The organism is Ruegeria sp. K7, assembly GCF_056531785.1.
The window spans coordinates 156,250-174,481 of record NZ_JBQFMJ010000002.1 but is presented as its reverse complement, the minus strand read 5'-3'; the positions used below and the strand labels follow the sequence as shown (position 1 = coordinate 174,481).

Below are 18,232 nucleotides of genomic sequence, written 5' to 3'. Positions count from 1 at the left end.
GAGATGACACACCCCCTTGTTACACAGGAAATGATTGACACCTTTCAGGAAGACGGCGTGGTCCTGATCAAAGGGCTATTTGCCGATCACGTGGAAGCTCTGCGCGACGGGGTGGCCGCAAACATGGCCGAGCCTGGACCGTATGCGTCCGACAACCATAAACAGGGCGAGACCGGACTGTTTTTTGACGATTACTGCAACTGGTCGCGAATCGGACAATTTGAAGACGTGATCCGAAACTCTCCGGCTGCCGAGGTGGCTGCAGACTTGATGCAGTCGCGCAGTGTTCAGATGTTTCATGATCACGTGCTGGTCAAGGAGCCGGGAACCTCGATGGCGACCCCATGGCACCAGGATGGTCCCTATTACTTTGTTGATGGCCAGCAAACGATCAGCTTCTGGTCGCCACTTGATCCGGTCAAGCAGGCAACCTTGCGCTGCGTTGCCGGGTCGCACCGGTGGGAAAAAGAAGTCCTGCCGACACGATGGGTTTCCGAGGAAGGGTTCTTTGCGGATGAAGGCCAGTACATCCCCGTGCCCGATCCGGATGCCGAAGGCATGCGGATCGTCGAGTTCGAGATGGAGCCGGGAGATGCGGTCGCCTTCAATTACCGCACACTGCATGGAGCGCGGGGCAATCAGTCGGACAGCCGCCGCCGGGCGTTTTCGTTGCGGCTGGTCGGTGACGACGCACGCTATGTCGAGCGCCCGGGCCGGACTTCGCCCCCGTTTCCGGGGCATGACATGCAGCCGGGGCAACGTCTGCGCGAAGACTGGTTTCCGGTCTTGTTGCAGCGGTAGGGGACTCTGCCCCCATCGCCACAATGCCGCGCTTCCACTGCGGCATTTTCAAACAGACGAAAAGCTTGTCAGAACCATTGTCCCGATTCCATCAGGCCCAGATCGAGCAATTGCTGCGAGGTCCATTCAAACGGCACTGAATTCTGCCAGCGGAAGGTCGGGATATCGAATGTGGAACCGGCATTGCTTTTAAGGGCCTTGGCGGCGCGGAAGGAACAAATCGCGGCCGTCAGGTTATGATGCCAGGGGCACGAATACGTGTTGTATTCCGCCTCGTTAAAGCTGTGGTCCGGCAGAAGCGTCAGGGTCTTTTTCGCCTTGAACAAGGAAATCCTGTCAATGCGGCGGCGTTCGTAGGGGATGTGATCCTCGAACCGCCACCGCAGGCCACCTGACATGTCCAGTTGGCGTTCAAGCGGATGTCCGTCAGCATCGTGGCGGGCGTGCGCGTAGTATCCGGTTCGGTCCAGCATGGCGTGATCGGGGGCGACACCGTTGGGATATACGGTCAGGTCCTCGGCATAAAGGTCGATCACGTGGCACAGCATCGCATTGCGGCGTTCTTCGGTGTGGAACGTCAGCATTTCGCCGATGCTTCGGGTCTCGCAAAACGGAAAGAACAGGTACTCGGCGTTGTAGCAGTAGTACAGCCACAACCCCGGCGCGGCCTGGATGATCCGATTGAGGGCGTCAAAGACAACGGTTCTTGGCGCGCAGGTCTGATCCACCCGGTGAATGCGTTCGGACAGTTCCGGGTCCAGTTGAAACTCCGGCGGCATCAAAGCGATCAGGGATTTGAAGCCAAGGTTCAGATGGTGGCGGATGGTTCCGTCAAGTTCGACGTCGTCCTCGGCGATGATCAGGGCAACGGGTCCCTTGGCGAGGGCGGCGCTGCCGGACTGCAGAAATGTGTCGAGGGTCTTGTAGTGCATCGCCTGTCTTGATCCGCCGTGCTGGAATTGCCGGCCAAAATCGGTTAATCGCGTCGGCATTGCAAGCGGCGTTCTATGGGTATAGACGACGCCGATCCCGCGAATGCAAAGGCCGTTTTCATGTCAGAACCCAAGAAGCTGTACATCAAGACCTATGGTTGCCAGATGAACGTCTACGACAGCGAGCGTATGGCCGAAACTCTGGGTGGGAAGGGCTATGTCGAAACCAAAAGCCCGGACGACGCGGATATGATCCTGCTGAACACCTGCCATATCCGGGAAAAAGCCGCCGAAAAGGTCTATTCCGAATTGGGCCGGTTCAAGGGGCTGAAGGCCGAAAAACCCGATCTCAAGATTGGCGTTGCGGGCTGTGTCGCCCAGGCCGAGGGTGAAGAGATCATGCGCCGCCAGCCTCTGGTCGATCTGGTTGTGGGGCCGCAAAGCTATCACCGCCTGCCCGAGATGGAGGCGAAGACCCGCGCGGGCGAAAAGGCGTTGGATACGGATTTTCCGGAAGAGGACAAGTTCGAGAAGCTCAAGAACCGTCCAAAGGCCAGCCGTGGGCCAACTGCATTTCTGACCGTTCAGGAAGGTTGTGACAAGTTCTGTGCCTTCTGCGTTGTTCCCTACACGCGGGGGGCCGAAGTCAGCCGGCCTGCGGACCGTATCATCCGCGAGGCGCAGGATCTGGTTGACCGCGGCGTGCGCGAAATCACCCTGCTGGGACAGAACGTCAATGCCTATCACGGTGCGGGCCCGAACGGGGATGTGTCGCTTGCCGACCTGATCTGGGAGTTGAACAAGGTCGACGGGCTGGAGCGTATTCGCTTTACCACATCGCACCCCAATGACATGGCGGATGACCTGATCGAGGCGCATGGAACCTGCGAAAAACTGATGCCGTATCTGCACCTGCCAGTGCAGTCGGGATCGGACAGGATCCTCAAGCGCATGAACCGCAGCCATACCGCCGAAAGCTATCTGCGCCTGATCGAACGTATCCGCGCTGCGCGGCCGGATATCGTCATGTCCGGCGATTTCATCGTGGGCTTTCCGGAGGAAACCGAACAGGATTTCCAGGAGACCATAGAACTGGTCGAGCAGGTCCGGTATGGATATGCCTATTCTTTCAAGTATTCGACGCGCCCCGGCACACCGGCCGCCGAGCGGCAACAGGTCGACCCGCAAGCGGCGGATGATCGTCTGCAGCGTCTGCAGGCGCTGATCACCCGCCATCAGCGCGAGATCCAGGATGACATGGTCGGCAGAAAAGTACGGGTTTTGTTTGAAAAACCAGGGCGTTTGCCGGGCCAGATGGTCGGAAAATCCGAGTATCTGCATTCGGTTCACGTTACGGGCACCGATATTATGGCGGGCGATCTGAGGGACGTGCTGATCACCGAATCCGGTGCAAACTCGCTTGCGGGCGAAGTGATCTGAGGTTGTTGTTATCCATGGCGCAGACACCATAACTGGTGTTTGTTTCCAAAATTTACCCTTGATTTATCGTTGCGAACTATGGTCGAGGAAACCCAGTCTTTCCTTGGGGCGGTTCCCACGCGCCTTTTTGGAGCGGATATGCGTTGGTCCGATGGTCCGTTCGGCGCAAAGGAGGGTACGAGTGAAAAAGCGAGCACATTCGGTTTCACCCAGGTTTTGGGCAGCATTGCCTTTGGCCCTTTTGATGGTGTTTCAAGCCGGTTCCAGCCCCGCCAGCGATCGCAACGGCGATGTTGCTGATGCTGAAGTGATCAGCGCAAAACGGTACGGCGATGATGTCAGCGCGTTCTACCTCGGGCTCAGCGCCGGATACGGGGGCGAGGGGGATGACAGGTTTGGCCTCAGAACTCCTGCTGGCACCAGGACTGTCGGCGATCTCACCCTGAGCGGTTCTTATGGCGGAATTCGGGGCGGGTGGCGCGGCAGCCTGCCTATCAGCGGTCGGCGCAACTATGTCTACGGGTTAGAGCTCGGGTACGATTTCGGATCATTGGAAGACAGTGTTTCCACTCAAGTTGGGTCCGCTGCCGTCACGGGCAGCTCCGAAATTTCCGATATCCTGTCAGTCCGGTTTCGTAATGGCGTGACAAACCGGGGCGGAAATACTCTGTATTTTGTGTCCCTCGGGTACGTGCAGGGCGATGTGACCACCTCCAACAGCTTTGGCCGCGTATCCCGCATTCAGTCCTTTGAGGAAAGCGACCAGCGCGGCGGGTTCTCGGTCAGTGTCGGTGCAGAGCACTTCCTGTCCGATAACTGGTCGATTACCGGTGAATATGAATTTGTTCAGTTCCAGTCGAAGGACGTGACGTTCGACTCGGGCTTTTCCACAAAATCCACGCCCAAGTACCAGGGGCTTCGGTTCGGTCTGAATTACCGGTTCTGAGGGCGCATTCCACCAAACGCGACCCAAGGCGCAAGGGGACGGTCGGCGGCGCTTTTGCAATGCGTGGGGGAAAATTTGAAACTCTGTCTTGCGCCCGACAAGAATTGTTGTCTACGCTGATTTTGAAACGCCAAGACAGGAGAACGGATTGGCCATCGGTGCCCTGAACCCACCGCAAAATGACATGCCCCGTAACGAGGCGCTTGTTGAATTTCCCGACAACCGACTGTTGATTGATCTTTGCGGCGAATATGACCGCAATCTGGCCGATATCGAACAGAAGCTTTCTGTTCAGATCGTGCGCCGGGGAAATCAATTGGTCGTAATGGGCGATGAAGATGCGCAAAAGCAAGCCCTGGAGGTGCTGCAGGCCCTGTACACCCGGCTGGAGGGCGGGCGCGAGGTCATGCCGGCCGATGTCGACAGGGAACTGCGGATGGGCAATTCCGAGGCCGAGACCGGAACGCGCGACGGCGATCAGCTTGAAATGTTCAAAGGCGGCACTGTCGAGATCAAGACGCGCAAAAAGCTGGTCGAACCGCGCACTGATGCCCAAAAAGCCTATGTCCGCTCGTTGTTCAACAACGAATTGGCCTTTGGAATCGGGCCTGCGGGAACCGGCAAGACATACCTTGCTGTCGCCGCCGGGGTGTCGATGTTCATCGGTGGGCAGGTCGACCGGATCATCCTCAGCCGACCCGCAGTCGAGGCCGGTGAAAAGCTGGGCTATCTGCCGGGCGACATGAAGGACAAGGTAGATCCTTACATGCAGCCTCTGTACGACGCGCTGAATGATTTCCTGCCCGGCAAGCAACTGGCCAAGCTGATCGAGGAAAAGCGAATCGAAATCGCGCCGCTGGCGTTCATGCGGGGTCGCACATTGGCCAATGCCTTTGTGGTGCTGGACGAGGCGCAGAACGCGACCACCATGCAGATGAAGATGTTTTTGACCCGACTGGGCGAAGGCAGCCGCATGGTTATCACCGGGGACCGGTCTCAGGTGGACCTGCCGCGCGGTGTTCAGTCGGGTTTGCGAGATGCGGAACGGCTGCTCAAGTCGATTCCCAATATCAGTTTCAACTATTTCACTTCCAAGGACGTTGTCCGCCACCCGCTTGTCGCCGCCATCATCGAAGCGTATGAGGCCGACGCGGGCCGGGACACAGAGTGACCTAGGCGCCCGCTGCACAGGCATTGGGTGAAAGGCATGAACCTGGAAATAACGGTCGAAGACGCACGCTGGTCAGGGCTGGAGCATTTGGCCCAAAGGGCGATCATTGGCGCTCTGACCCATTTCGGGCTTGAGTCCGATGAGTGTGAAATCAGCCTGCTGGGATGTGATGACGCCCGAATTGCCGATCTGAATTCGGAATTTCGGGGAAAGCCGGTGCCGACAAACGTGCTGAGCTGGCCCGCCGAGGATCTTTCACCGGCGGACCCAGGCGGAATCCCCGCGCAACCAAGTCCGGACTTCACGGGTGAGATCGTGCTGGGGGATATCGCCTTAGCCTTCGAGACCTGCGAGCGTGAGGCCGCAGAGGCGGGCAAATCCATGGGCGATCACGTGACACATCTGATCGTTCACGGTGTGTTGCATTTGCTGGGGTATGATCACATTCGTGACCCTGACGCCACTTTGATGGAGGCGGTCGAGGTCGAGATACTTGGCAAAATGGGTATTGATGACCCATATAATGTATGAATGGGGTCTCGGGCCCGCACAGTTGGAACAGGATAATGGGCGATACAGACGGCAGTTCTATGGCGGCGCAAAGCGCGCAACCAGAGGATGGCAACATTGAAAGTAAAGATAAATCCGGACTTTTTTCCCGGATCGTTGATGCATTTACATCGCAGAGTGACGACACCGCTAGCGTGGCCAACGGACATGACACCGACATGATTCAGCCCCGCGGCATGATCAACCTTCGCCGTATGCGAGTCGAGGATGTTGCAATCCCGTCTGCGGATATCGTCGCGGTCCCGTCAACGATCAGCAAGGATGAACTGGCGCAGCTGTTTCGTGACAGCGGATTGTCACGGATACCGGTTTACGACGGGACCCTGGACACGCCCTTGGGGTTTGTGCACCTCAAGGATTTCGCTCTGACCCACGGGTTCAATGGCGGATCGGCTGAATTTGACCTTGTTTCGATGCTGCGCACGCTTCTTTTTGTGCCGCCATCGATGCCGATCGGGGTTCTGCTGACAAAGATGCAGACAGAGCGACGCCATATGGCGCTGGTGATCGACGAATACGGTGGGGTTGATGGCCTGCTGACCATCGAAGACCTGATCGAACAGGTTGTGGGTGAGATCGCCGACGAACATGATGCCGATGAAAGTCAGTTGTGGGTTCAGGAGAAGCCCGGCTGCTATGTCGTTCAGGCCAAAGTCCCGCTTGAGGATTTCGAGGCCGAAATCGGACGCTCGCTGACCAGCCACGAAGATGTCGATGAAGAAGAGATCGATACGCTGGGCGGTCTGGTCTTCATGTTGTCCGGGCGTGTACCGACGAGGGGAGAGGTCGTACTGCACCCCGAAGGCCCCGAGTTCGAAGTCATCGACGCCGATCCCCGGCGCATCAAGCGTTTGCGTGTCATGTTGCCGGATCAGGTTGCATGAACCCTGCCAAAGGCTGGCCCTTCCTTTTGAGGGTGGCGCTGGCCGGGTTGCTTGGGGCGCTGGCCGCGTTTGGCCTGGCGCCGTTCGGATATTGGCTGGCAACTCTGGTTGCCCTGATATTGATCGCGCCTTTGTTTCTGACAACAGAAACAAAGGCGCGCGCCTGTTGGATGGGATGGGCCTTTGGCACCGGCTATTTCGCGCACGCGCTGTCCTGGATTGTCGAGCCGTTTCAGGTTGACGCCGCGCGCCACGCCTGGATGGCGCCCTTTGCGCTGGTATTCCTGGCCGGCGGGCTGGCGTTGTTCTGGGCTTTGGCGTTTCGTGTCTCGCGGCACCCCGGCGCTCCGGCGATTTTGCAGGCGTGTTTGCTGGCGACCGCAATTTCATTGGTGGAACTGGCACGCGGATATGTGCTCACAGGTTTTCCCTGGGCAGGGCTGGCGCAGATATGGGTCGGTACACCTGTGGCGCAACTGCTGTCGCTGATCGGGCCTTACGGCTTGGGCGCGATGACTCTTTTTGCCACCCTGCCTTTGGGCGCGGGCCTGACCAAGCGCGAAGACACTCGGTACCAGGCAGTGCCAATCGCGATGACGGCTGGGCTTGCGATTCTGGCCGGGGTATATGCGCTCAGCAGGCCCAATGTGACTGACACCGATCACGTCGTGCGTTTGGTGCAGCCCAATGCACCGCAACACCAGAAATGGGATCCGGATTTCACGCCGCTGTTTTTTGCGCGGCAGGTAGAATTTACTGCCGCTGAACCGCGCCCCGATCTGATTGTCTGGCCCGAAACATCCGTACCGGCGTGGCTGAGCGGGGCGCAACCTTATCTGAACGCCGTCGCAGATGCCGCCCAGGGTGTCCCGGTTGTTCTGGGTATCCAGCGCAGTGATGGCGCCCGTATTTACAATTCCATGATCTTGCTGGATCAGGATGGCCAGCAGCAGGGGCTGTATGACAAGCATCACCTTGCGCCATTCGGGGAATATGTGCCTTTCGGGAATCTGATGGCTCGTTTCGGAATTCACGGCATGGCCACGACTACGGGCAACGGTTTCAGTTCCGGACCCGGGCCAGCCCTGTTGGATACGGGCATGCTCGGCCGGGCGTTGCCGCTTATCTGTTACGAGGCGGTGTTTACTCAGGACGTCCTGTCGGCCCCGGGGCGCGCGGATTACCTGCTGCAAATCACCAACGACGCGTGGTTCGGAACACGATCCGGCCCTTACCAGCATCTGGCGCAGGCCCAGATGCGCGCGATTGAGACGGGCCTGCCGATGATGCGATCGGCCAACACCGGAGTATCGGCCATGATTGATCCGCTGGGGCGCATCACAAGTGCATTGCCCCTGGGGAAGGCAGGCTACGTGGATGCAAGGCTACCGGCCCCCCTGACGGAAACTTTTTATTCGCGCATTGGGGATAGTCCGGTGCTTTTGGCTTTATTGGCCATGTTTTCGGTGTCCTGGCTGCTTGCCAGGCGGGCCGGATCATAAATGTGGATTGACCCTTCTGGCCGGGCGATTTATGCATCCTGATGCCTGTCACAACGGCTTCCTGGCGTGATGGGGAAATCTTAATGGAGCACTTTCATGTCCCGACAAAACTATACCTTTACTTCGGAGTCTGTTTCCGAAGGGCACCCGGACAAGGTCTGCGACCGCATCTCCGATGCTGTGCTTGATGCATTTCTGAACGAAGAACCCGAAGCGCGTGTCGCCTGCGAGACATTCGCGACGACCAATCGAGTTGTAATCGGAGGCGAGGTCGGTCTTTCAGATCAGGACCGTTTGCACGAATATATGGGCCGTATCGACGAGATCGCGCGCGCCTGCGTAAAGGATATCGGGTACGAGCAGGACAAGTTTCACCACGAAACGGTCGAAGTCACCAACCTGCTGCACGAACAATCCGCGCATATCGCGCAAGGCGTGGATGCGTCGGGCAACAAGGATGAAGGCGCCGGTGATCAGGGGATCATGTTCGGTTATGCCACCACCGAAACGCCTGCGCTGATGCCTGCACCGATCCAGTACTCGCACGCGATCCTGCGTCGTCTTGCGGAGGTTCGCAAAAATGGCACCGAGCCTGCGCTTGGGCCGGATGCAAAATCACAACTGTCGGTGATTTATCGCGACGGCCAGCCGGTCGGCGTCAGTTCCATCGTATTGTCGACACAGCACCTGGACGAGGCGCTGTCTTCGAACGACATCCGCGCCATTGTCGAACCTTACATCCGGGAAACCCTGCCCGAAGGCTGGTTGTCGGCTGACACAGAATGGCACGTTAACCCCACGGGTAAATTCGTCATTGGCGGACCGGACGGTGATGCGGGGCTGACGGGTCGCAAGATTATTGTGGACACCTATGGCGGCGCCGCGCCGCATGGGGGCGGGGCGTTTTCGGGCAAGGATCCGACCAAGGTCGACCGCTCGGCAGCCTATGCCGCGCGCTATCTGGCCAAAAACGTCGTTGCCGCCGGAATGGCCGAGCGCTGCACAATCCAGTTGAGCTATGCGATCGGTGTTTCAAAACCCCTGTCTATCTATGCCGATACTCACGGCACTGGCGAGATCGAGGATGCAGCGATAGAAAATGCCGTCGGGCAGGTCATGGACCTGACGCCACGCGGTATCCGGACGCATCTGGAACTGAACAAACCGATCTACCAACGCACCGCAGCCTACGGCCATTTCGGGCGCGAGCCGGAGGCGGATGGCGGTTTCAGTTGGGAGCGCACCGACCTGGTGGATGCGCTGAAAGCCGCGGTCTGACCGGAAATTAACGGGGGACGCGCCCATCAGGGCGCGTTCTTTTTTGTTTGAAGACACCTCGGGGGTGTAGGGTCTGGCCTTCGCCCTCTGACCCTTGCAATGCCCGGGCGCGGGCAGTATGGGCACCGCCATGAGCACCGAGACCCCGCAACGCCCGCGCAGAAACTTCTATGGCCGCTTCAAGGGCAAGACCCTGAAGCCCAGCCAAAAGACCTATCTGAATGAAGACCTCGCAGCATTGTCACCTGGTGCGGTTGACTGGGACACCAACCCCGAACGGAACCCTCTGGACTTGCAGGCGCTGTTTGGCGGCCGGGACGTCTGGCTTGAAGTCGGGTTTGGCGGCGGTGAACACCTGGTTCATCAGGCCCAAAACAACCCCGGTGTCGGCATCATCGGGGCCGAGCCCTACATTAACGGCGTTGCCATGCTGCTGGGGAAAATTCGCCGGGCCGAGGTTGAGAATCTCGCCATCCATCCCGGCGATGCGCGTGATTTGTTCGACGTGCTGCCCGAGGCAAGCATCTCGCGCGCCTTTCTGCTTTACCCGGACCCGTGGCCGAAAACCCGGCACCACCGCCGCCGCTTCGTCACGCCTGAACATCTGGAACCCTTGGCGCGCACCCTCAAGCCGGGGTCGATTTTTCGCGTGGCGACCGACATTCCGGACTTTGTGCGGCAGACACTCGAGGAAGTTCCGCGCGCCGGTTTCGAATGGTTGGCGGAACGCCCGCAGGACTGGCGTACGCCATGGGACGACTGGATTTCCACCCGGTATGAACAAAAAGCCCTGCGGGAGGGGCGTACACCGCATTACCTGACGTTCCGCAAGACCTGAGCGCTAAGGCGCGGGGTCCCGCAGGTTGGGAAAGGCCCTGCCTTTGGCAAACCACGCCAGCCCGAACGCCCAAAGCGCGATGGTTTCCACAAAGAAGGTCAGATTGTGGGACTTCCACCCTCTCTGGGCGCCTTCGCCGGAAAACGCGACAATTCCCAGCACCAGAACACACAGCAGGATCGTGATGCCGCACAACGTATACAACGTGTTGCGCCGTCTTTTTGTCTCGATCAATTGACCGTTTTTGATGTGACGCTCGGGAACCACGCGGCGCAGAACAAACAGACAATAAAGGCCCAGATAGATAAACAAGATACCGGCAGACCAGGCATGCAAATGCGGGGCACCGGAAAACAGCGTGAAAAATGCTTCGGGATCGGGGTCAGACAAGACCGGTGGCGGTGTTTGGTTCACATCGGCAAAAATACGCGACTGGAAGCTGACCGGTTCTTCGCAGCCAGACCCGCTTGTCGGGAATACCGCAACAAAGCAGGCACCTAATCCGGCAATAAAGGACCCAAGATCCTCAAGCCAGTGGTCACCGGTATAAGCGATCAGAAAACCACCGATGAATATCAGTAATCCGACAAAAATCGCCCCCAGAAACTGGGCGTAATAAAAGTGGCTGATGCTGTCACGAAAACAGCTGCCGCCAAATATTGCGCCACTGGCAAGAATTATTGGCAGGCCGAAGGCGACCAACCCGACCAGAAAGGCCAGGCGCATCTGCAGAACACTGTCAGTCTTCAAGGGGTCTTCGGGCTGAAAGTAGGTTTCGGTTCCCTTGGAAAGCATGGATCGAAGCTGTGACATGATTAGACCTCGGAGTGATTTGTGTGAATCAAAACGAATGCGTCCTAAATGTCGCCACAATAGCCTGAAACTTGCTGATGCCCCAAATTCTGTTCAATCTTTCGGTCGCATTGCCGCTGGACCAACCGGCCCCAATTCGCTAATCGGCTTGAGCACTGATAGCGCAAAAGGAGCCCCCATGTCCGGACACGGAACGCCCATCCCGATGACGTCGCATCCCTGCGGCCCGCTGACCGGCACGGCAGAGGTGCCCGGCGACAAGTCGATCTCGCATCGGTCGCTGATTCTGGGCGCGATGGCGGTTGGCGAAACAAGAATTTCGGGTTTGCTGGAGGGCGAGGATGTTCTGGACACCGCCAAGGCCATGCGGGCCTTTGGGGCCGAAGTCACGGATCACGGCGGCGGCGAATGGACCGTGCATGGCGTCGGGGTTGGCGGCTTTGCCGAGCCCGATCAGGTTATCGACTGCGGCAACTCGGGCACCGGAGTGCGCCTGATCATGGGGGCGATGGCGACGTCGCCTATCACCGCGACCTTTACCGGCGACGCCAGCCTGAACAAGCGTCCCATGGCGCGGGTCACCGATCCGCTGGCGCTGTTTGGCACGCAATCTGTCGGTCGTTCCGGCGGGCGTCTGCCGATGACAATCGTGGGCGCGGCCGAGCCAGTGCCGGTTCGCTACGAAGTTCCCGTCCCCTCGGCTCAGGTCAAGTCGGCCGTCCTGCTGGCCGGTCTGAACGCACCGGGCAAGACCGTGGTGATCGAAAAAGAAGCCACCCGCGACCATTCCGAACGGATGCTGGCCGGTTTCGGAGCGGAGATTACGGTTGAGGACACGGACGAGGGTCGCGTGATCACGCTGACCGGTCGCCCCGAGTTGAAGCCGCAGGTTATTGCCGTTCCGCGGGATCCGTCCAGCGCGGCCTTCCCGGTTTGCGCGGCGCTGATCACGCCCGGTTCTGACGTACTGGTTCCGGGTATCGGTCTGAACCCGACCCGTGCGGGGCTGTTCACGACTTTGCGCGAGATGGGCGCAGACCTGACATATGAGAATGAGCGCGAAGAGGGCGGCGAACCAGTCGCTGATCTGCGCACCAAATATTCACCCAACATGAAGGGCATCAACGTGCCACCGGAACGCGCGGCCTCGATGATCGACGAATACCCGGTGCTGTCTGTGGTAGCGGCCAATGCCACCGGCACCATGATGATGGGCGGCGTCAAGGAACTGCGCGTCAAGGAAAGCGATCGCATCGACGCCATGGCGCGCGGGCTGCGCGCTAATGGCGTGACAGTGGACGAGGGCGACGACTGGTGGTCGGTCGAGGGCCTCGGCATCGGTAACGTCCCAGGCGGCGGCACATGTGAGAGCTTTCTCGACCACCGCATTGCCATGTCCTTTATGGTCATGGGCATGGGTGCGAAATCACCGGTATCTGTCGATGACGGCGGCCCGATTGCAACTTCGTTCCCGATTTTCGAACCACTGATGGCGGCCTTGGGGGCCAGGGTCGAGCGTACATGAGCTTTACGGTCGCCATAGACGGTCCTGCGGCGGCGGGTAAGGGCACGATTTCCAAGGGTGTCGCTGAACATTTCGGCTTTGCGCATCTGGACACGGGGCTGCTGTATCGTGCCGTCGGCAGGCACACACTGGTTGGTGTGGACCCGGTTGCGGCGGCGCTTGCGTTGACCGCTGAAGAACTGGCTCAGGGTGATCTGCGAACGGCCGAGATTGCACAGGCGGCCTCGAAAGTTGCGGTGATCCCCGAAGTGCGCGCCGCGTTGGTGGATTTCCAGCGCACCTTTGCCCGCCGGGCGGGGGGGGCCGTGCTGGACGGTCGCGATATCGGAACCGTGATATGTCCGGCGGCGGAAGTGAAACTGTTCGTCACCGCCAGTGCCGAGGTGCGCGCAGAGCGTCGCTATCTTGAACTCAGCGCGAAAGGGGCTGATGTCACACGCGATCAGGTCCTGACGGATGTACGGGAGCGTGACGCGCGGGATGCGGAACGCAGCGCGGCGCCGATGAGGCCCGCAGATGACGCGGTTCTGCTCGATACCTCTGATCTGAGTATCGAAGCTGCATTGGAACAGGCCATAGAGGTCATCAAACAAAGGCGACCCGCGACACCGTAGTGCCGCGGGCTGCCTGATTACAGTTCGCCGACGGCGATGCTTTTGATGCTTGCCCACTGGTTGTCAGCTGTTTTTGCCGTGGCGGTGACGTCCTTCAGGAACGCTGAGCGGGTGTCGGCGTTCAGGAACAGGTACAGTTTTCCATCAGCCACCAGATACTGATCCGGGTCGCCGTCGAACTTCTTGCCCACGGACACGCCATACGAGCAGAATCCGCCATGCTGCGGAAGATAGGCGGCCGGGTTGGCCTCGAACGCTTCGCGGTTCGCGGCGCTGGTGAAGTAGTACGACGCTCCGTCGTAGGTGGCGGAATGGGTTGCAAAACCCTCTACCGGGTTGCCGTCATTGACCAGCGCGACCAGATCGACGCCATGGGCCGCCAAAGGTGCGCCCGCTGCCGAGATGCCGTTCGAAACGTTGATTTCATCGGCGGCAAAGGCCGGGGCAGCGATCAGCGGCAGGGTTGCGATCAGGGTGGTCAGGACCAGATTTTTCATTGCATTTCCTTTCGTGTTCAGGTCCGGGCTGGCTGGTGCGCCAACCGCTGAAACAAAGATAGGCGGCTGTTCTTGTACGAACTATCGCAGGAAGGCCGTCAGATTTTGCAGATCGTTCAAAGATAGGGCTTGCCGGGAATACTCTTCACCAAGCTTTGTTTGGCCAGTGAAAAGGTGGCTTTCTATTGTGAAGGAATAGCCTGCAGGAGAAGTGCCATGATCCGACTAGCCGTATTGCTGATTTTTCTGGCCGGAGGACTGGCGGCTCAGGACAGGCAGGCACCCGAGCCGGCAATGGATTACGAGCGTCTGGGCAAGATCATCTTTGCGATTGACCCAGAAGCGCAACCGCAGGGCCCCGGATTTCAGATGACGGTTGCGGATTATCCGATGTTGGTGGTGACAGACATTCATGCCGATCGGATGCGCGCCATGGTCCCGATCCGCAGTGCCGAGGGGCTGTCGGATGATGATCTGCGGCGCATGATGCAGGCCAATTTCGACAGTACGCTGGATGCGCGTTACGCGATCGCCAATGGCACTTTGTGGGCTGCGTTCATCCACCCGTTGTCTTCACTGAGAAAAGACCAGTTGATCTCGGGGCTGGCCCAGACTGTGAACATCGCCGCGACCTACGGCACCCTTTATACCGGTGGTGCGGCAGAGTTCGGAGGCGGCGACAGTACCGACCTGCAGCGCGCCCTGATCGAAGAGCTTTTGAAGAAGGGCGAGGAAATCTGATCCGCGCCCGAAATGGGGTTTTTCCTGATACTGCCCTGTTTCGCAGGGACCCACGTTCTGAAGACGATGTACAGCACCGTGGCGACTGGCGCGCCATGGTTTCATGTGGTGCCGGGAGCAAAACGATGAGTGTTTTCCGTTGCGATTTCGGACGCATGGACGGGTCTGAATGCCATATTTTCATAGGCTCTAGCTGAAAGCAGGAAAACTGCTATAGTTTCCCGCAGCGAAAAGGGAAGGCTGCCACACAAGCCCAAAAACAAAAAAGGGCAGGCAGCCAAAAAATCCCCCAAGCCAACAGGGACAGAAATACATGAATAATCGTTTAAGTAAAATCACCATCGTAGGTGGTGGTACGGCTGGTTGGATGACCGCCTTGATCCTGGAAATGGTGCTTTCACGCACGTCAGCACCCAAGGATCGCCCGCGTATCTGCCTGATCGAAAGCCCGAATATCGCCACCGTTGGTGTTGGCGAAGCCACGGTTCCGCGCATGCCCGTCACGCTCCGCCAGGCGGGCATTTCAGAGCGGGATTTTTTCAGCGAGACCAACGCATCGTTCAAGCTGGGTGTGAAATTCTGCAACTGGAACAAGGACACCAAGGGCAATCGCATCGACTACGTGAACCCTTTTGCCCATGGTCAGATGCTGGAGGGGTTGGAGGCCGCCGAATATTTCCTGCGCTTTGGCAATGGGGATCGGGACTTTACGCAATCAATCTCGCCACACGATGATCTGGCCCGATTGTGTAAAGGCGCACGGCAACTGGGTCAGCCCGAATTTGAACAGCGCTTTGGCTATGCGTATCATCTGGATGCCGTAAAGTTCGCAGGCATGCTGACCAAGGTCTGCACCAAGCGTGGTGTGGAACATATACAGGATGAAGTGCAGTCAGTAGAGCTGGATGAAAAGGGCAATGTCAGCCACCTGATGTTGGACCGCAAAGGCCGCCATGACGTCGAGATGGTCGTCGATTGTACCGGTTTTCGCGGGTTGATCATCAACAAGGCACTTGGCGAGCCGTTTATGGATTATTCGGATTATCTGCCAAACGACCGTGCCATGGCGTTGCAGATCGAGCATCCCAACCCGGAAAAGATCGAAAGCGTTACGCGGTCTACCGCACTGGGCGCAGGGTGGACATGGCGGGTGCCGCTTTATAACCGTGTGGGCACCGGTTATGTGTTCTCGTCGGCACACCGCACGGATGATCAGGCGGCGGATGAATACCTCGAATGGCTGGGGGACAGCGGCAAGGGGGCGACTCCTCGGGTGATCCCGATGCGTATCGGTCGCGTCCGCAACGCCTGGGTCAAAAACTGTGTGGCGATCGGTCTTTCCGGTGGTTTTATTGAGCCATTGGAAAGTACCGCGATCCATATGATTGATCATGCAGTACGCTGGTTCGCCGAACACCTGCCCACACGCGACATGGAGCCGTCCTTGCGCGCCAGATATAATCGGCAGATGGACAAGCTTTATGGCGAAGTTCTGGAATTCATCTGTCTGCATTACCAACTGGGCAACCGCACGGACGACCAATACTGGATCGATGCACGCACCGAGATGAAAGTACCGGATCGGTTGGCCGAGAACCTGGAGTTGTGGCAGCACCGGCTTCCGATGCAGCACGATGTCGAGTTTGCAACGCTGTTTGACCACCGGGTCTATCAGACGGTTCTTTTGGGCAAGCAGGTCTATGATACGGGCTATGGTGAAGGCATCCGTGATCGGCTGCGACCGTTGAACCGACCGATTTGGTTCCAGTGGTGGAAGGGCGCGAAGGGGCACCTTGCACAGATCCTCAAAACGATGCCGGATCACAAAACGCTGCTGCGCGATATCCGGGGAGAACTGGAGAGACCAGCCTTTGGAAAGGCAGCTGCAGTGAAACCTACAGTGGCCATGCCGGGTGCGGTCCCGGCTCCGGCGGTTATCCACAACATGCCCAATTTTGCCGAAATCCAAAGCGGCGCGAAGGATTTGCAGCTGTTCTAAAATTCCCCGCCTCTCAGAAAGAGGGGTTGGAAGGACTTATGAGGGGCAGAGCTTCGAAACTCTGCCCCTGTTGCGTTCACTCGGGTGTTATGAGGACCGCCATTATCGGAGCCGCCGAGCGAAGTGATCTGACGCTATAGCGCGGATCCCTCGCGCATCTCGTCCTGTTCGGTCGGCGTCGGCGTATGGTTGAACACGAAGGCCGTGCGGCAAGCGTCTTCCCCTCCCAGCGCTTCGATCTTGCGGCGCTGGTCGGCAAAAGCGCGGGCGTTGATCTCCTCCGGATCGCAGATTTCGTGCAAGCGGCGCGCACCCTCAGCCAGCGCGGCGGCAACGTCGGGGTCGTTTACCCGATCCACCGCGCGGTTCACCAGTTCGTGCGGGTCGGTTTCCAGATCGAATAACTGCGGTGGTTGACCAACGTAGTGGACATATTTCCAGCGGCCCCAGCGCACCATGAAACTGCCGGTTTTTGAACCGCCATCATGGTACTCACTGAAACCGGTACGGTTCGGGTCGTCAGGCGCATTGGCGATGGTACGCAGCGACAGGCCGGGCTGGCCGGCGTTCCCTTCGTCATCGGCAACACCACAGACCTCGCGGGCGGTGGCGGCTATATCGGTCAGGTTTGTGCAGGTCGAAGCGGTGCGGCCTGCGGGAATACCGGGACCGGCAGCGATCATAGGCACACCGGCGCTGGCTTCGTACATGACCATCTTGGTCCAGAAACCCTGATCCCCCATCATGTCGCCATGGTCCGACACATATAGGATAACGGTATTGTCCAATTGTCCGCTGGCATCCAGCGCGGCAACCACGCGGCCGACGCAGTGATCCATGAACGAGGTCAGGCCGTAATAGGCAACCTTTGCTTCGCGCATCTTCTGTTCATCAAAATAGTCCTCGTAGTTGAAGAAGGCGGCGATATTGCGCAGCTCTTCATGGTCAGGCAGGCCTTCGCCGTAACCGACCGGCAGGTCCATGTCGGCGGGGTCGTAAAGGTTGTACCATTCCTCAGGGCAGGTCAGCGGGTAATGCGGGCTGACCAGCGAAACAAAGGCGGCCCAGGGCTGCTCGCGGCGCTTGGGATCCGCCAGCCAAGCCTCGGCGGCGTTTGTGACGCCCCTGTCGTATTCGGTATAGGTGCTGCTGCCGGCACCTACGTCGCCTGCCAGTTCAGCGGCTGAATCGTAAGGCGGTGGGTTTTCCCGTAGCAGACCGACGGGCCATCCGACGCCGCCGACCACGTGCATTGGAATGATTTCTTCCGAAAACCCGTTGTCATCGTCGGCCGACCGAAAATGAAGTTTGCCGATGGAAACCACTTCGCGCCCGGCGTCGCGCAGCTGCCGCATCCAGCTGCGGGGGTCTCCGGCGTAGGGCGAGGCGCTGTCCCAATTGCCGGTGCGGTGCACCCATTCACCTGTGGCCAGCGCTGCGCGGGTCGGGACACACATTGGCGACGGCGTGTAGGCGGCCCGGAACATCGTGCCCCGTGCGGCCAGCGCATCCAGATGCGGAGTTTTTACGATCGGGTGCCCTGCGCAACCCATGGCATCCTTGCGATGTTCGTCCGAAATGATGACAAGAAAATTCGTATTTTGCTGAGTCATGGGGTCCTCCGCCTCACTTCATACCGTCGGGTCGGGCCTGGTCGCAGGTTTGATTGCGACATTCCGGG

The 18,232-nt window shown here is 58.8% G+C and carries 17 protein-coding genes and 1 riboswitch; of the genes, 13 read left to right on the top strand and 4 right to left on the bottom strand.

Annotated features, from left to right (window positions below):
• Nucleotides 1-3 precede the first annotated feature (3 nt).
• A complete protein-coding gene (locus ACR0FE_RS05515; RefSeq protein ID WP_480911581.1) occupies nucleotides 4-801 on the top strand; it encodes a phytanoyl-CoA dioxygenase family protein in 798 nt (265 codons plus the stop codon).
• Nucleotides 802-869: 68 nt separating this feature from the next.
• Here the strand turns inward: ACR0FE_RS05515 and ACR0FE_RS05510 are convergent, their stop codons facing one another.
• Nucleotides 870-1,733, bottom strand: a complete 864-nt coding sequence (locus ACR0FE_RS05510; protein WP_170613455.1) for a glycosyltransferase family protein — start codon at nucleotides 1,731-1,733, stop codon at nucleotides 870-872.
• Between the two features lie 120 nt (nucleotides 1,734-1,853).
• Between ACR0FE_RS05510 and miaB the strand changes: the two genes are divergently transcribed.
• The 8 genes from miaB (at nucleotide 1,854) to trmB (ending at nucleotide 10,362) form a co-directional block, all read left to right on the top strand.
• The gene (miaB, locus tag ACR0FE_RS05505; protein ID WP_321254901.1) at nucleotides 1,854-3,173 is read left to right on the top strand and encodes a tRNA (N6-isopentenyl adenosine(37)-C2)-methylthiotransferase MiaB; all 1,320 of its coding nucleotides are present in this window, start codon (nucleotides 1,854-1,856) and stop codon (nucleotides 3,171-3,173) included.
• A 181-nt stretch (nucleotides 3,174-3,354) separates the two neighbouring features.
• Complete coding sequence (locus ACR0FE_RS05500; protein ID WP_480911579.1) at nucleotides 3,355-4,119, top strand: outer membrane protein; 765 nt, start codon at nucleotides 3,355-3,357, stop codon at nucleotides 4,117-4,119.
• Between the two features lie 148 nt (nucleotides 4,120-4,267).
• Complete coding sequence (locus ACR0FE_RS05495) at nucleotides 4,268-5,290, top strand: PhoH family protein (RefSeq protein WP_170678305.1); 1,023 nt, start codon at nucleotides 4,268-4,270, stop codon at nucleotides 5,288-5,290.
• A gap of 36 nt (nucleotides 5,291-5,326) precedes the next feature.
• Nucleotides 5,327-5,821, top strand: a complete 495-nt coding sequence (gene ybeY / locus ACR0FE_RS05490; protein ID WP_480911577.1) for an rRNA maturation RNase YbeY — start codon at nucleotides 5,327-5,329, stop codon at nucleotides 5,819-5,821.
• A gap of 35 nt (nucleotides 5,822-5,856) precedes the next feature.
• On the top strand, nucleotides 5,857-6,744 hold the full coding sequence (locus ACR0FE_RS05485; protein WP_170613450.1) for a hemolysin family protein: 888 nt from the start codon (nucleotides 5,857-5,859) through the stop codon (nucleotides 6,742-6,744).
• A complete protein-coding gene (lnt, locus tag ACR0FE_RS05480) occupies nucleotides 6,741-8,246 on the top strand; it encodes an apolipoprotein N-acyltransferase (RefSeq protein ID WP_170613447.1) in 1,506 nt (501 codons plus the stop codon). The genes ACR0FE_RS05485 and lnt overlap by 4 nt, the downstream gene beginning before the upstream one ends.
• A 42-nt stretch (nucleotides 8,247-8,288) precedes the next feature.
• Nucleotides 8,289-8,337, top strand: a riboswitch (SAM-SAH riboswitch).
• Between the two features lie 5 nt (nucleotides 8,338-8,342).
• Nucleotides 8,343-9,524 carry a methionine adenosyltransferase gene (metK, locus tag ACR0FE_RS05475; protein WP_170613445.1) on the top strand — a complete coding sequence of 394 codons (1,182 nt, stop codon included), beginning with the start codon at nucleotides 8,343-8,345 and terminating at the stop codon, nucleotides 9,522-9,524.
• Between the two features lie 130 nt (nucleotides 9,525-9,654).
• Nucleotides 9,655-10,362: a tRNA (guanine(46)-N(7))-methyltransferase TrmB gene (trmB, locus tag ACR0FE_RS05470; protein ID WP_170613443.1), complete on the top strand. Its 708-nt coding sequence runs from the start codon at nucleotides 9,655-9,657 to the stop codon at nucleotides 10,360-10,362.
• A gap of 3 nt (nucleotides 10,363-10,365) precedes the next feature.
• Here trmB and ACR0FE_RS05465 read toward each other — a convergent pair whose 3' ends face one another.
• Nucleotides 10,366-11,175 (bottom strand): hypothetical protein, encoded by an 810-nt coding sequence (locus ACR0FE_RS05465; protein WP_480905834.1) that lies wholly within the window; start codon nucleotides 11,173-11,175, stop codon nucleotides 10,366-10,368.
• A gap of 178 nt (nucleotides 11,176-11,353) precedes the next feature.
• Here ACR0FE_RS05465 and aroA point away from each other — a divergent pair, with 178 nt between their 5' ends.
• Together aroA and cmk are read left to right on the top strand one after the other, a co-directional pair.
• Nucleotides 11,354-12,700 (top strand): 3-phosphoshikimate 1-carboxyvinyltransferase, encoded by a 1,347-nt coding sequence (aroA, locus tag ACR0FE_RS05460; protein WP_480911574.1) that lies wholly within the window; start codon nucleotides 11,354-11,356, stop codon nucleotides 12,698-12,700.
• Nucleotides 12,697-13,314 carry a (d)CMP kinase gene (cmk, locus tag ACR0FE_RS05455; RefSeq protein ID WP_480911572.1) on the top strand — a complete coding sequence of 206 codons (618 nt, stop codon included), beginning with the start codon at nucleotides 12,697-12,699 and terminating at the stop codon, nucleotides 13,312-13,314. Before aroA ends, cmk begins: the two co-directional genes overlap by 4 nt.
• A 17-nt stretch (nucleotides 13,315-13,331) precedes the next feature.
• On the opposite strand, the gene ACR0FE_RS05450 is transcribed toward cmk, so the two are convergent.
• Nucleotides 13,332-13,811 (bottom strand): YHS domain-containing (seleno)protein, encoded by a 480-nt coding sequence (locus ACR0FE_RS05450; protein ID WP_480911570.1) that lies wholly within the window; start codon nucleotides 13,809-13,811, stop codon nucleotides 13,332-13,334.
• Nucleotides 13,812-14,027: 216 nt separating this feature from the next.
• Between ACR0FE_RS05450 and ACR0FE_RS05445 the strand changes: the two genes are divergently transcribed.
• Nucleotides 14,028-14,552, top strand: coding sequence for a hypothetical protein (locus ACR0FE_RS05445; protein WP_170613433.1), 525 nt, complete (start codon nucleotides 14,028-14,030; stop codon nucleotides 14,550-14,552).
• Nucleotides 14,553-14,865: 313 nt separating this feature from the next.
• A complete protein-coding gene (locus ACR0FE_RS05440) occupies nucleotides 14,866-16,551 on the top strand; it encodes a tryptophan halogenase family protein (protein ID WP_480911568.1) in 1,686 nt (561 codons plus the stop codon).
• Between the two features lie 134 nt (nucleotides 16,552-16,685).
• On the opposite strand, the gene ACR0FE_RS05435 is transcribed toward ACR0FE_RS05440, so the two are convergent.
• On the bottom strand, nucleotides 16,686-18,164 hold the full coding sequence (locus tag ACR0FE_RS05435; RefSeq protein ID WP_170613429.1) for a sulfatase-like hydrolase/transferase: 1,479 nt from the start codon (nucleotides 18,162-18,164) through the stop codon (nucleotides 16,686-16,688).
• Nucleotides 18,165-18,232: the final 68 nt, after the last annotated feature.